Origin of the sequence: Frankia sp. EI5c (assembly GCF_001636565.1) — a bacterium.
Taxonomy (GTDB): domain Bacteria; phylum Actinomycetota; class Actinomycetes; order Frankiales; family Frankiaceae; genus Parafrankia.
Genome location: NZ_LRTK01000007.1, coordinates 118,715 through 131,833, shown reverse-complemented (window position 1 = coordinate 131,833; position 13,119 = coordinate 118,715). Strand labels below are relative to the sequence as shown.

The window sequence follows — 13,119 nt, the reverse complement described above, 5'->3', positions numbered from 1 at the left end:
GCGACTACCGCCGGCCCGGTTCGGCGCCGGCCGCGGACCCGGCATCGGCATCGGCACTGGCCAGGTCGGGCGCGGGGATGTCGAGCCCGAGCAGCGTGGCGGCGTTCCCCCGGGCCACCTTGTGGATGTCGAGCGGGCAGAGGTGGCCGAACTGGCTGGCCGCGGCGGCGCGCGAGCGGGGCCAGGTGCCGTCCTGGTGCGGGTAGTCGGTCTCGAAGACCACGTTGTCGACCCCGATCCGGTCGATCAGCGAGACGCCGACCGGGTCCTTGAAGAAGCAGCTGTAGACCTGGCGGCGGTAGTAGGTCGACGGCGGCTCGGGGCAGTTCTGCTGACCGTGCGCCCAGCCCCGGTGGGTGAGCCAGACGTCGTCGGCGCGGTCCAGCACGTAGGGGATCCAGCCGATCTGCGCCTCGGCGTACATCAGCTTCAGGGCGGGGTGGCGGTGCAGCACGCCGGCGAACAGGAAGTCGACCAGGCTGGCCGCGCTGTTGCCGAACAGGATGGTGGCGGCCACCGCCTCGGGCGCGTCGGCGGAGGTCTGCGGCGTCTTCGTGCCCGAGCCGATGTGCATCGCGACGACGGTCCCCGTCTCCGCGCAGGCCGCGAAGAACGGGTCCCAGTAGCGGGAGTGCAGGCTGGGCAGGTCGAGGTAGGCGGGCAGCTCGCTGAAGGCGACGGCGCGCACCCCGCGGGCGGCGTTGCGCCGGATCTCGGCGACGGCCAGGTCGACGTCCCAGAGGGGGACGATGCACAGCGGCAGCAGCCGGCCGCCGGAGGTGCCGCACCACTCCTCGACCATCCAGTCGTTGTAGGCCCGGACGCAGAGCAGCGCGAGCTCGCGGTCGGAACCCCAGAGGAACATCTGCCCGCAGAACCGCGGGTAGTTCGGGAAGCAGAGCTGCGCCTCGACGCCGTTGACGTCCATGTCGGCGAGCCGGTCGGGAACCTTCCAGCAGCCCGGGCGCATCTCGTCGTAGGTGATGCCGTCCATGGTGACCTCGTCGGCGGGGACGCCGGCGGCGGCGATGTAGCGCTTGAGGCTGGTGTGGCGACCCTCGTAGACCCACCAGGCGACGTCCGGGCCGTCGGTGCCGGGCGCCTCGACGTAGCCGGAGCCGACGAGCTTCACCTCGCCGGCGGGCGCGTGGACGATGTGCGGGCCGGCCTCCCGGAGACGCCGCGGCAGCCGCGAACTCCACACGTCGGGCGGTTCGACGACATGGGCGTCCATGTCGACCAGGCGCGGGATCCGCGCCAGTACCGCCTCGTCGACCGGTTGCCCGAGAGGCTGCCCGGCCGGGGCCGCCGCCAGGTCGCGCGTCATCTGATCCGTCATGGTCGCCCTCACCGTCTCGACCGGTCGGCCCGCTGTTCGCGCCGGGCTGGCCAGGCATTCCGCCTCGGCACCGAGAGGATAATGTATATGATATCGATCGCCAACCGGCGCAGGTCAGGCCGGGTGGGGCGCACCGGCCACCTGCCGGGAGCGCCGCGGGCCGGGAGCGCATCGAGGAGGTCGGCCATGCCCTTACCCGACGTCGGACCGGACGCCCCGGCAGGTCGTGGCCACCCGCCCGCGCGGCTGCGGCCGGTCGACTGGTCGCGGCTGTTCTCCCCGCGGGTGGTCGCCGTCGTCGGGGCCACCGACACCGAGGGCAGCCCGCAGCGGGCCCAGTGGACGCAGGTGCGGGAGCGGCTCGGGGCGCTCGGCGCCGACGTGGTTCCGGTGCATCCGAAGAAGAGCGAGATCCTCGGCGTGCCGGCCTACCCCTCCGTCGCCGACCTGCCGGCGGACCCGGACGTCGTGGTCGTGCTCGTCCGCGACCCGCTGCCGGCGGTGGCGGAGGCCGTCGCGCGCGGGGCCGGCTTCGTCATCGTGTTCTCGGCCGGCTTCTCCGAGCTGGGCACCGCGGAGGGCGACGCGGCCGAGGCCGGGCTGCGGGCGCTCGCCAGGGGCGCCACCCGGATCATCGGCCCGAACACCAACCTCAACATCTTCGAGCCCTGGCAGCAGGGCCTCCCCGGCCGCAAGCTGGCGATCATCACCCAGTCCGGCTACCAGGGCCGGCCGATCACCCAGGGCCAGGTGCTGGGGATCGGCATCGAGATCTGGGCGACCCTGGGCAACGAGACCGACATCGAATGGGCCGATGTCGCCGGTCATCTCGCCACCAGGCCGAACGTCGGCGCGATCGCGACCTACGTGGAGGGCTTCCAGGACGGGCGGGCCTTCATGCTCGCCGCCGACGCCTGCGCGCGGGCCGGCATCCCGATCGTGGCGATCAAGGTGGGGCGCAGCGAGCAGGGCCGGGCGATGGCCGCGGCCCACACCGGCCACCTGACCGGGCCGGACGCCGTGCACGACGCCGTGTTCGACCAGTACGGCGTGATCCGGGTGGACGACCTCGACGAGGTCATCGAGATCTCCGGCATGTTCTGCCACACCGACCTGCTGCCGGGTTCCGGCGGGGTCGCCGTCTACGCGATGTCCGGGGGCACGGCCTCGCACGTCGCGGACCTGTGCGGGATGGCCGGCGTGCCGGTGCCGACCTTCACCCCGGAGACGGTGGCCGCGCTCGGTGAGTACGTGCCCTGGTACCTGAAGCGCGACAACCCCGTCGATTCCGGTGGCGTCATCACCGCGCGGCCGGAGAACCGCCGAGTACTGGAGATCATGCTCGACGACCCGAACGTGGACGTACTGTTCGCGCCGATCACCGGGGTGTTCCCGGGGATGAGCGACGCGCTGGCCCGCGACCTGATCGCGCTGCACGAGCGGGCCCGCGCCGGGGAGGGTAAACCGGTCGTCGCCGCCTGGACCTCGCCGATCCGCGAGGACGACGCCTACCGGGCGCTGTGCGCGGCGGGGGTGCCGCTGTTCCACTCGTTCGGCGCCGCGGTGCGCGGGCTGGCGGAGCTCGGCCGTTTCTCGGCGTTCGTCCGCGACTACCGCAGTCCGTTCGCCCCGCGAACCCGGCCGGCCCACCCCCGGCCCGCCGCGGGTGGGCCGGGGCTGGCCCGGGCGCTGCTGGACACCCGTCCCGGCACGCTGAACGAGGTCGACTCCAAGCGGCTGCTCGCCGGCTACGGCATCCCGGTGGTCACGGAACGGCTCACCACCTCGCCGGACGAGGCCGCGGCGGTCGCGGCGGAGCTGGGGTTCCCGGTGGTGCTGAAGATCGCCTCCGCGGATATCGGGCACAAGTCCGACCTGGGCCTGGTGGCGGTCGGTGTGCCCGACCCGGCCGCCGTCCGGTCGGTCTACCACCGGCTGACCGCCACCGCGGCCGCCGCGGCGCCGGCCGCCCGGGTCGACGGGGTCGTCGTCGCCGAGCTGGTGACCGGCGCGGTCGCCGAGGTGATCCTGGGCCTCTCCCACCAGCCGCCGTTCGGCCCGACGATCACCTTCGGGCTCGGCGGGGTGTTCACCGAGGTGTTCGCGGACGTCGCCTTCGCGGTGCCGCCGTTCGACGAGGCCCGGGCGCGGGCGGTCATCGAGTCGACCCGGGGCGCCCGGCTGCTGCACGGGGCCCGCGGCCGCCCGGCCGGTGACGTCGACGCCCTGGTCGCGGCGATCATGAGCCTGCAGGCGCTCGCCGTCGACCTGGGTGACCGGATCTCCGAGCTCGACATCAACCCGATCATGGTGCTGCCCGCGGGCCGGGGAGTCGTGGCTGTCGACGCGCTGGTCGTCCCGCGCCGCTAGCTCCGCGCCGCCAGTCCGGTGCCCGGCGGTCACTTTGTATTTACTATCCAATCTGAGCCCGTCGCCGGCGGGCCGCGCCGGCCCGGTGCGGACCGAGGTCGGGGTCGGGGTCGGGGCAGCGTCGTCAGGAGAGCGCATGGACGAAGGCGGAGTCTTCTTCGAGGATCTCGGGGAGGGAACGCGGGCACCGGCGCGCAGCCACCGGCTCACCCGTACCGACCTGGTGCGGTACGCGGGCGCGTCACATGACTTCAACCCGCTGCACCATGACGAGGTCAGGGCGCGCGCCGCCGGCATGCGCGGGGTGTTCGCGCACGGGATGTTCACCGCCGGCCTGCTGGCCACGGCGCTCACCGACTTCGTCGGGGTCGGCAACCTGCGCGGCTACCGGGTCCGCTTCACCGAGCAGGCCTGGCCGGACGACGTGCTGACCACCGAGATCACGGTGCGCGGCAAGGACGAGGAGACCCACCTGGTCGAGCTCGACTGCCGGGTGCTAAACGACGCCGGCACCGCCGTGCTGACCGGCTCCGCGGTCGCGGCGCCCCGACGGCGGTCGGCATGAGCGGCCCCCGGTACGACCTGCCGACCGTCGAGGCGGAGACCGCGCCCTGGTGGGAGGCGGCGCGGCGGGGGGAACTGCTGGTCCGCCGGTGCGGCGGCTGCGGTCGGGCGCACCTGTACCCGCGCCCGTTCTGCCCCACCTGCTGGAGCGAGGACGTCGACTGGGAGCGGGCCGCCGGTACCGCGACGCTTTACACCTGGTCGGAGGTCCGCGCCAACGACCTGCCGCCGTTCCGGGACCGGGTGCCCTACCTCGCCGCCATCGTCGACCTCGACGAGGGCCCGCGGCTGGAGACCACCATCGTCGGCACCACCGAGGACGAGCTGACCATCGGTATGCGGCTCAAGGTCGACTTCACCGACGTCGGCGAGGTGTTCATCCCGGTCTTCCGGCCCGCCTGACCTCTCCGGGAGATCTCACATGAACGATCCGACCCAGCTGACCGGCCGGCCGTTGGTGCCGGCGACCGTCGTCGTCGAGCGCGGGCAGGTCGCCGCGTTCGCCACCGCGGTCACCGACACCTCGCCCGTCCACCAACGCGCGGACGCGGCGGCCGCCGCCGGGTTCGCGGCCATTCCCGCGCCGCCCACCTTCACCTTCGCCGCCCGCCTGCTCGCCGCGTACGACGAGCTGCGCCCGGCCCCGCCCGCGGACGCCGTCGACGTGACCGAGGTGATCTCCGCGCTGCGGGCGGGCGGCGGGCTGATCCTGCACGCCGAGCAGGAGTTCACCTACCATGCGCCGGTGCTCGTCGGCGCCGTCCTGACCCTCACGGGCACGGTGGACGACGTGCGGGTGACCACCGGCCGGGACGGCCGGTCCCGGACCTTCGTCAGGCTGCGCTCGGAGTTCCGGGACGAGGCCGGGAACCTCGTCGTGACCGAGGTGATGACCCTGCTGCACCGGGCCTGAGCCGGTTTCGACCTTTCGAGAGCTCGGCCGGGACCCGTCGGGCCCGGCAGTGAGGAGTCGCGTGATGAGCGAGGAAAAGCCCGTCCGGTACGCGGAGCGGATGTTCCCGGCCCCGGTGGACCACGGGATCGCCCGGGCCGACCGCGCCGTGTCGACCGTCGAGCGGGGGACGGACGCCGTCACCTACAACGACGCGCAGGGCCGCTGGTACGAGGGCGGCGGCCAGGTGGGGGAGAAGGCGGTCGAGTCGATCGTCGTCTACCCGCCGACCCGGGGCCTGGTGACCCAGGGCGATCCCTTCGAGCCGGTCAAGATCGGCGTCCTGGTCGACATCGATCTCGGGCAGTTACTGTCCGACTGGATCGACTCCACGATCCTGGCGATCGAGGACGCGCTGAACGAGGGCGTCTACGACCGCCCCGTCGAGATCGTCACCGTCGACGCGCGCGGGCTGCCGCGGGAGAACTACCGCAAGGTCAGGCAGGGCTACCAGAAGCTGGTCGACGCCGGCTGCGTGGTCGTGCTCGGCCCGATGATCTCCGACAACTCGCTGAACCTGCAGGATGTCGTGAACGCCACCGGCGTGGCCTGCATCGGCTGGACGGGCAGTGTCAAGTTCGCCGGTGACTACTGCTTCACGGTGGCGAACGGCGACATCCCGACCGAGGCGGTCATGGGCGCCAACTGGTGCGCGCAGCAGGGCCACACCAAGGTCGGCTTCTTCTGGGAGAAGGGGTCGTCCGGCGACCACTACTCGGACTACTTCCGGATCGCCGCGCAGAATGTCGGCGTGGAGATCGTGAAGGAGGTGAGCCTGGGGCCGAACCCGCGCAACCTGCGGGAGCACCTGGCGACGATGCGGGCGCAGGGCGCCCAGTCGATCGTCTACATGGGCTATGGCTACTCCACGTTCCATTTCGCGGCCGCGTTCAAGGCCCTGGAGTGGGACCCGCCGCGATTCATGGGCACCGCCTTCATGTTCTATTCGAACTCCAACGCCTGGGCGGAGGGGCTGGAGGGCTGGCACGGCGTCGACCAGCTCGGCGAGGACGGCGCGAACCCGAACTACGAGGCCATGACCAGGCGGTTCGAGGCCCGCTTCGGGCGGGTGACCCGCAACGTCGTCGTGGCGCTGGGCTATGACACGGCGCGCGCCGGCATCCACGGCATCGCCAACGCGTCGATCGCCGTGCCGAGCGAGGTCCGGCTCGGCCTGGAGAAGATCAAGTGGATGCCCTGCACGAACGGCGGGCCGGGCGCCTACATCACCTTCGCGCCCTATGACCACCGGGGTTACAAAGGTGACTTCCTCACGATCCGTGAGCTGCGCGGCGGGAAGCTGCACTTCCGCGGCTACTACCGGCCGCAGTGGCCGTCGAACACCCACTCGCCGCTGCTCACGCCCGAGCCGAAACCCGCCGATCCGCAGGACGGCCAGCCGGCCGGGACCGGCTGACGGGCAGGATAAGCTGACCGCCGAATCGGATCGGTACCGTGGTCGCGGCGGCACCGGGGCCCACGGTGTGCCCGCCACCGCCGGGCCCGAGCCCGCACCGCTGGACATCCGTCGGCCTGGGAGGAGACGGGTGGAGCCCGCGCACGAGACCGATGCGAAAGCCCGGCGCGCCCCCTGGTCCGGTCGGGCTCCCGGTCCCGGCTCCGGGCACGCTTCAGGTCCCGGGCACGGCTCCGGTCCGGCGACCCGGGCGGCGCAGGTGACGGACCGCTCCGTCACCGCCCGGGAGAAGATCCTCGACGCGACGGTGGCGTGCANCCGCCGCCGCGGCATCGAACGGACGTCGATCAGCGCGGTTGCGGTGATGGCNGGGGTGTCGCGCCCGACCGTCTACGCCTACTTCGACACCCGTGAGGCGCTCGTCTCGGCGGCCCTGGGGAGAGTGGGCACCCAGGTCGCCGAGCGGGTGACGGTCACCGCCCGGCGCCGCGCCCGCACGGCGGGCGAGTTCGCGGTCGAGGCGCTGGTCGCGGTCCGCCGCGAGTTCCGGGCGGAGCCCGCCCTCCAGCCGATCATGGGGATGGGCGGGGCCTGGGACGCGACGGACGCGCTTTCGGCGGAGGCGCTCGCGGTCGCCCGGCCGATCATCGCCCCGATCGTCGGCTACGACCCCCGCCTGGCGCCGCACCTCGACGAGGTGGTGGAGACGATCGTGCGCTGGCTGCTGTCGCTGCTGATGTTCGACAGCAGCCGGACGGCGTCGGAGCCGGCGCTGCGTGGCTACCTGGCCCGGGTGGTCGTGCCGGTCATCGAGTCAATGGCCGCGGCCGAGGACTGACCCGCCCCCACGTGTTCGGGCGAGCGGAGGGCGCGCCGCCGTGCGGCATGTTATATACAATATCCATGAGTGCGAGGTCACGCAGATGGTGACGGGCACCGGCACCGGCACCGGCACCGGTTCCGGTTCCGGTTCTGGTTCCGGTTCTGGTTCCGGTTCCGACGCCGCGTCGCAGTCGTCCCCGTCCCCGTCCCCGTCCCCGTCCGCTTCGGTCTCGGCTGAAGCCCGGACCGAAGCGCCCGAAGGCCGGGGCGCCGAGAGTTCGGACGGTTCGGACCGCACGCGGCGGCCGCGGCGGCCCGGCGGCGTGATCACCGACGAGGGGGTCGCCCGGCTGCGGGCCCGGATCGGGGTGCCCGAGCCCAACCCCCGTCCGCCGCACTACCGGCTGCCCGGTGCGGACGCGTTCCGCCATGTGGCGACCGCCTACGGCGACGACAACCCGCTCTACGGCGACGAGGACTACGCCGCCGCGACCCGCTGGCAGGGCCTGATCGCCCCCCCGCCGCTGGTCGGCGGGGACACCCTGATCGGCGAGGACGAGATCACCGAGGTCCCGGCCGACCGGCGTGAGCTGATGAAGGGCGACCCGCTGCGCGGGGTGCACGCCTTCTACTCCGCCAGTCTGCGCGAGTGGTGGGCGCCGCTGCGACCGGGCACCCGGGTACGGCGCCGCAACGCGCTCGTCGGCGTGCACGACAAGAGCAGCGAGTTCGCCGGTCGCGCCATCCACGAGTGGACCGGCCAGGTCTTCGCCGACGCCGCGGGGACGCCGCTGGCCGGCCAGTACAAGATGATGATCCGCACGGAGCGCTCCAGAGCGCGCGGCCGCGGCAAGTACGCCGCAATCGAGCCGGCGCCCTACACCGACGACCAGATCGCCGAGATCGAGGCCGCCTACGCCGCCGAGACCCGCCGCGGCGCGCTCCCGCGCTACTGGGAGGACGTCACCGTCGGCGACGAGCTCGGCCCGCTGGTCAAGGGGCCGCTCACCGTCACCGACATCGTGTGCTGGCACGTCGGCATGGGGATGGGCCTCTACGGGGTGGTCCCGCTGCGGCTGGCCGCGGCCAACCGGCGGCGCATCCCCGGCTTCTACCACCGCGACGAGCTCAACATCCCCGACGTGCTACAGCGCGTCCACTGGGACCCCGAGTTCGCCCGCCGCTCCGGCAACCCGACCACCTTCGACTACGGCCGGATGCGCGAGACCTGGCTCATCCACCTGTGCACCGACTGGATGGGTGACGACGCCTGGCTGTGGAAGCTGCGTGCCGAGTTCCGCGCGTTCAACTACGTCGGCGACACCCAGCGGGTACGCGGCACCGTCGCCCGCCGCTATCTCGCCGAGGGCGGGCGCCCCGCGGTGGACGTCGACCTGACCGCCACCAACCAGCGCGGCACTCTGACGACCCCGGGCTCGGCGACGATTCTGCTGCCGAGCCGCGAGCACGGGCCGGTGGTGCTCCCCGAGGCGCCCGGCGGAACCGAGGGCCTCGACCGCACTCTCGACGCCATCATCGAACGGTTCGCCGAATGAGGTTTCGCCGAATGAAGCTCGCGGAATGACGGCCGTCCNCGGCCTGCTGGTGAGCGCCGACGGCGGGGTGCTGCACCTGCGGCTGGACCGCCCCGACCGGCGTAACGCGATCGACGACGCGATGATGCGCGGGCTCACCGAGACCATCGAGGCGGCCGGCCAGGACGAGGCCGTCCGCGTGATCGTGCTCTCCGGCCAGGGGGAGCACTTCTGCGGCGGCGCCGACATCGTCGCCCGCAACGCGGCCTCGGCGGGCGGTCGCCGGCCGCGGGCCGGCAGCATCCAGCGGCGGCTGCCGGCCGCGGCGCACCGGCTGATCCCGGTGGTCCTTTCGGTGCAGACGCCGGTGGTGTGCGCGGTGCGCGGCTGGGCGGCCGGGATCGGGCTGGCGCTGGCGGTCGCCGCCGACGTCACGGTGGCCACGACCGACGCGACGTTCTGGGCGCCCTTCGCCGACCGTGGCTTCACCCCGGACAGCGGTCTGACCTGGATGCTGCCGCGCCGGGTGGGGGAGGTCCGCGCCCGGCGGATGCTGCTGCTCGGCGACCGGGTGGGCGGGGAGCGGGCCGCCGAGTGGGGCCTGATCGACCGGGCGGTACCGCCCGCCGAGCTGGACGCGGCGGTTCGGGAGATCACCGACGGTCTAGCCGCCGCGGCGACGGTGGCGGTCGGCCTGACGAAGTGGCTGCTGCATGCCGGCGCGAGTGCGGATCTCGAGAGCCAGCTGCGGGACGAGGGGTTCGGGCTGGAGCTGTCGTCGCGCAGCGAGGACTTCCGGGAGGGCCTCGCCGCCTTCCGGGAGAAGCGGCGCCCGCGGTTCGAGGGCCGGTAGCCGCCCGCCGCCCGGCGATCGGCGATCGGCGATCGGTCACCGGCGTCCGGCGCGGGTGTGGGTGTGGGTGTGGAGAGGGCCGACATGGTGGCCGACACGGTGGAGGAGCCCGAGATGCTGGAGGAGCCGCGGGTGTCAGTGGACGACCCTGACCTGGTGGGCGCTGATCTGGGCGCCGATCCGGTGGGTGAGGACGGCCGGCTGAGGCTGCCGCCGGAGCCCGGCGCGCAGCAGGTCCGCGACACCGTCCGGGACTGGGTGACCAGGCACGTTCCGCCGGCGTGGCGCGAGGCCGCCGCCCGCGGCGGCGCGGCGGCGATCCGGCAGGTGCGCACCCGGGACGACTACGAGCGCTGGTACCCGGTTTTCGGCCGGTCCGGCCTGGTGGCTCCCACCTGGGAGCGGGCCTACGGCGGGCTGGGCCTCCCCCCCGACCTGGCCCGGGTTGCCGAGGCGGAGCTGCGTCCGTTCAACCTCGGCCGGCTGAACCCGCTCGGCCTGTCGAACGCGGCACCGGCGCTGTTCGCGCACGGCACCCAGGAGCAGCGGCTGCGGTTCCTGCCGCCGATCGTGCGCAACGAGGAGTTCTGGTGTCAGCTGTTCTCCGAGCCGGGTGCCGGCTCCGACCTCGCCTCGCTGGCGACCAGGGCGGTCCGCGAGGGTGACTCGTGGATCGTCACCGGCCAGAAGGTGTGGACGACCTGGGGTTTCCGCGCCGACTTCGGTGTGCTGCTGGCCCGCACCGACCCGGATGTGCCCAAGCGGGCCGGCATCACCTACTTCCTGATCGACATGCGCCAGCCGGGGGTGGAGGTCCGCCCGCTGCGCCACATCACCGGCGAGGTCGACTTCTGCGAGGTCTTCCTGGACGACGCGGTCGTCCCCGACAGCCAGCGGGTGGGCGCGGTGGGCGACGGCTGGCGGGTGGCGGGGGCGACGCTGTCCGGTGAGCGGCAGATGGTCTCCGGCGCGGGTTCCGGCGGTGTGGACCGCATCGGCGGCTCGGGCATCGCCCACCTGCTCAGGCTGGCCCGCCGGGTCAGCGCGGACGGGCTGCCCGGCGGCTGGGACGACCCGGTCGTCCGGCAGGAGATCGTGAAGCTCTACAGCGAGGAGCGGATCCGCGGCTGGACCAACGAGCGGGTCCGGCGCCGGCTGCGGGCCGGCCTGCCGCCCGGCCCGGAGAGCTCCATCGGCAAGGTCCACCAGGGCACCCTCAACCAGCGCATGCAGGCACTCGCCGTCGACCTGCTGGGCCCGGCGGGGGCGGCCTGGGAGAGCCCGGCCGTTCAGGCCGGCCAGCCGGCACCCGAGGGGACCGACGAGGCCGCCGCCCGGTACGCCGAGTCGCTCGTCCACGAGGTGCGGGGCATGCTCCGCAGCCGCGCGAACACCATCGAGGGAGGAACCACCGAGGTGAACAAGAACATCCTCGCCGAGCGGGTGCTCGGCCTGCCCCGTGAGCCCGACGCGTACCGGGGCACGCCCTGGCGCGACATCCCGCGGAGCTGACGGATGGCCCAGGGGCTGCTCCTCGAACGGCACGGGCCGGTCGGCTGGCTGGTGTTCGACCGCCCCGAGGTCGGCAACGCCATGGACGCCGCCATGCTCAGCGCCCTGCCGTCGGCCTGGGCGGAGCTGGACGCGGATCCCGCCGTCCGGGTCATCGTCAACACCGGGGCGGGGCGCCGGTTCCAGACCGGCCTCGACGTCGTCCAGCTCGGCCGCGACCCGGCGGCGCTGCGGGCGCACTCCCGGCAGACGAGGCGGGCCGAGCTGCGGATCACGGCCTGGCACACGAAGGTCGCCAAGCCGGTGATCGCGGCGGTGAACGGCCTGTGCGCCGGTGGCGGCCTGCACTTCGTCGCGGACGCCGACCTCGTCATCGCGGCCGCCGACGCGGAGTTCACCGACCCGCACGTGTCGGTCGGCCAGGCGACGGCGTTCGAGGGGATCGCGCTGAGCCGCCGGATGGCCGCGGAGACGGTCGCGCGGATGGCGCTCACCGGGCGGCACGAGCGGATCAGCGCCGCCCGGGCCTACCAGCTGGGCATGGTCAGCGAGCTCGTGGACCCGCCGGAGCGGCTGCGGGAGCGGGCGCAGGAACTCGCGGAGACGATCGCCCGCAACTCGCCCGCCGCGATGGCGGCGACGAAGCGGGCGCTGTGGGGGGCGCTGGAGGCCGGCCTGTCCGAGGCCTGCCGGACGGGCGCCGCCGAGCTGATGGGCATGTGGGGTCATCCCGACCAGGTGGAAGGCCCCGAGGCCTTCGCGCAGCGACGTGAGCCGCGGTGGGTCGATTCCGGCGCACCCGGGAGAGAGGCGGACCGGTGAGCTATTCGTTCTACGAAACCCTGATCGTCGAGCGGCGCGGGCCGGTCGGCTGGCTGATCAACAACCGCCCGCGCCAGCTCAACGCCATGAGCAGCCTGATGCGGGACGAGTTCGCCACCGCCTGGACGGAGCTCGACGCCGACCCGGAGGTGAAGGTCATCGTCCACACCGGGGAGGGGCGGGCTTTCCAGACCGGGGTGGACATGACCGAGCTCGCCACCGACGGGCTGGGCATGGAGCGCTACCGCGCCTCCGTCGAGGCGATGGACCTGCACTTCACCGCCTGGCACCGGAAGGTCCGCAAGCCGGTGATCGCGGCGGTGAACGGCCTGTGCGCGGGCGGCGGCTTCCATTTCGTCGCCGACGCGGACATCGTCATCGCCGCGTCCGACGCGCAGTTCTTCGACCCGCACGTGTCGGCCGGCCAGGTGGTCGCCTTCGAGGTGATCGCCCTGCTGCGCAAGATGCCGTTCGAGCCGGTGATGCGGATGGCCCTGGTCGGGCGGCACGAGCGCATGCCCGCGCAGCGCGCCTACGACCTCGGCATGGTCAGCGAGCTCGTGGACCCGCCGGAGCGGCTGCGGGAGCGGGCGCAGGAACTCGCCGAGACGATCGCCCGCAACTCGCCCGCCGCGATGGCGGCGACGAAGCGGGCGCTGTGGGGGGCGCTGGAAAGCGGCCTGAGCGACGCCTGCCGCAACGGCGCCGACGAGCTGGTCTCGGTATGGGGACATCCGGACCAGCAGGAAGGGCCGCGGGCGTTCGTCGAGAAACGCGAGCCCCGGTGGGCTGAGCTGAAGCCGGAGCCGCCCGAGCCGCCGCGGCCGCCGGCGTCGTCCACAGGTGTGGTCGCGCCGCAGGCGTTGCCCGTGGGTGAATGAAGCGGACAGCGGCGGACGAGTGGCGGCGCGTGGCGCGGCGGGCGGGCGCCTG

12 protein-coding genes and 2 pseudogenes are annotated in these 13,119 nt (G+C 73.4%); 13 read left to right on the top strand and 1 reads right to left on the bottom strand.

Annotation, left to right across the window (positions count from 1 at the left end; genetic code table 11):
• Nucleotides 1-4: 4 nt before the first annotated feature.
• Nucleotides 5-1,327, bottom strand: a complete 1,323-nt coding sequence (locus tag UG55_RS05605) for an amidohydrolase family protein (protein ID WP_242423782.1) — start codon at nt 1,325-1,327, stop codon at nt 5-7.
• Nucleotides 1,328-1,525: 198 nt separating this feature from the next.
• Between UG55_RS05605 and UG55_RS05600 the strand changes: the two genes are divergently transcribed.
• The 13 genes and pseudogenes from UG55_RS05600 to UG55_RS05550 all read left to right on the top strand — a co-directional run bounded on the left by UG55_RS05600 (nt 1,526) and on the right by UG55_RS05550 (nt 13,067).
• Nucleotides 1,526-3,709, top strand: a complete 2,184-nt coding sequence (locus UG55_RS05600) for an acetate--CoA ligase family protein (protein WP_066063765.1) — start codon at nt 1,526-1,528, stop codon at nt 3,707-3,709.
• Between the two features lie 136 nt (nt 3,710-3,845).
• Nucleotides 3,846-4,274, top strand: a complete 429-nt coding sequence (locus UG55_RS05595) for a MaoC/PaaZ C-terminal domain-containing protein (protein ID WP_066063758.1) — start codon at nt 3,846-3,848, stop codon at nt 4,272-4,274.
• On the top strand, nt 4,271-4,675 hold the full coding sequence (locus tag UG55_RS05590) for a Zn-ribbon domain-containing OB-fold protein (RefSeq protein ID WP_066063756.1): 405 nt from the start codon (nt 4,271-4,273) through the stop codon (nt 4,673-4,675). The genes UG55_RS05595 and UG55_RS05590 overlap by 4 nt, the downstream gene beginning before the upstream one ends.
• A gap of 19 nt (nt 4,676-4,694) precedes the next feature.
• The gene (locus UG55_RS05585; protein ID WP_066063753.1) at nt 4,695-5,186 is read left to right on the top strand and encodes a MaoC family dehydratase N-terminal domain-containing protein; all 492 of its coding nucleotides are present in this window, start codon (nt 4,695-4,697) and stop codon (nt 5,184-5,186) included.
• A gap of 64 nt (nt 5,187-5,250) precedes the next feature.
• Nucleotides 5,251-6,642 (top strand): ABC transporter substrate-binding protein, encoded by a 1,392-nt coding sequence (locus UG55_RS05580; RefSeq protein ID WP_066063748.1) that lies wholly within the window; start codon nt 5,251-5,253, stop codon nt 6,640-6,642.
• Between the two features lie 67 nt (nt 6,643-6,709).
• Nucleotides 6,710-6,959 (top strand): annotated as a pseudogene (locus tag UG55_RS45180) (hypothetical protein); the annotation flags it as partial.
• 1 nt (nt 6,960) lies between these two features.
• A pseudogene (locus tag UG55_RS45175) lies at nt 6,961-7,011 on the top strand (hypothetical protein); the annotation flags it as partial.
• A gap of 1 nt (nt 7,012) precedes the next feature.
• Nucleotides 7,013-7,480, top strand: a 468-nt coding sequence (locus UG55_RS05575) for a TetR/AcrR family transcriptional regulator (RefSeq protein WP_242423781.1), incomplete at its 5' end; no start/stop codon positions are given.
• Between the two features lie 307 nt (nt 7,481-7,787).
• On the top strand, nt 7,788-9,020 hold the full coding sequence (locus tag UG55_RS05570; protein WP_066064156.1) for a MaoC family dehydratase N-terminal domain-containing protein: 1,233 nt from the start codon (nt 7,788-7,790) through the stop codon (nt 9,018-9,020).
• 49 nt (nt 9,021-9,069) lie between these two features.
• Complete coding sequence (locus tag UG55_RS05565; protein ID WP_313954579.1) at nt 9,070-9,852, top strand: enoyl-CoA hydratase-related protein; 783 nt, start codon at nt 9,070-9,072, stop codon at nt 9,850-9,852.
• A 63-nt stretch (nt 9,853-9,915) separates the two neighbouring features.
• Nucleotides 9,916-11,364 (top strand): acyl-CoA dehydrogenase family protein, encoded by a 1,449-nt coding sequence (locus tag UG55_RS05560; protein ID WP_242423780.1) that lies wholly within the window; start codon nt 9,916-9,918, stop codon nt 11,362-11,364.
• A 3-nt stretch (nt 11,365-11,367) separates the two neighbouring features.
• Nucleotides 11,368-12,186, top strand: a complete 819-nt coding sequence (locus tag UG55_RS05555; protein WP_066063739.1) for an enoyl-CoA hydratase/isomerase family protein — start codon at nt 11,368-11,370, stop codon at nt 12,184-12,186.
• On the top strand, nt 12,183-13,067 hold the full coding sequence (locus tag UG55_RS05550) for an enoyl-CoA hydratase/isomerase family protein (RefSeq protein ID WP_242423779.1): 885 nt from the start codon (nt 12,183-12,185) through the stop codon (nt 13,065-13,067). The genes UG55_RS05555 and UG55_RS05550 overlap by 4 nt, the downstream gene beginning before the upstream one ends.
• Nucleotides 13,068-13,119 lie beyond the last annotated feature (52 nt).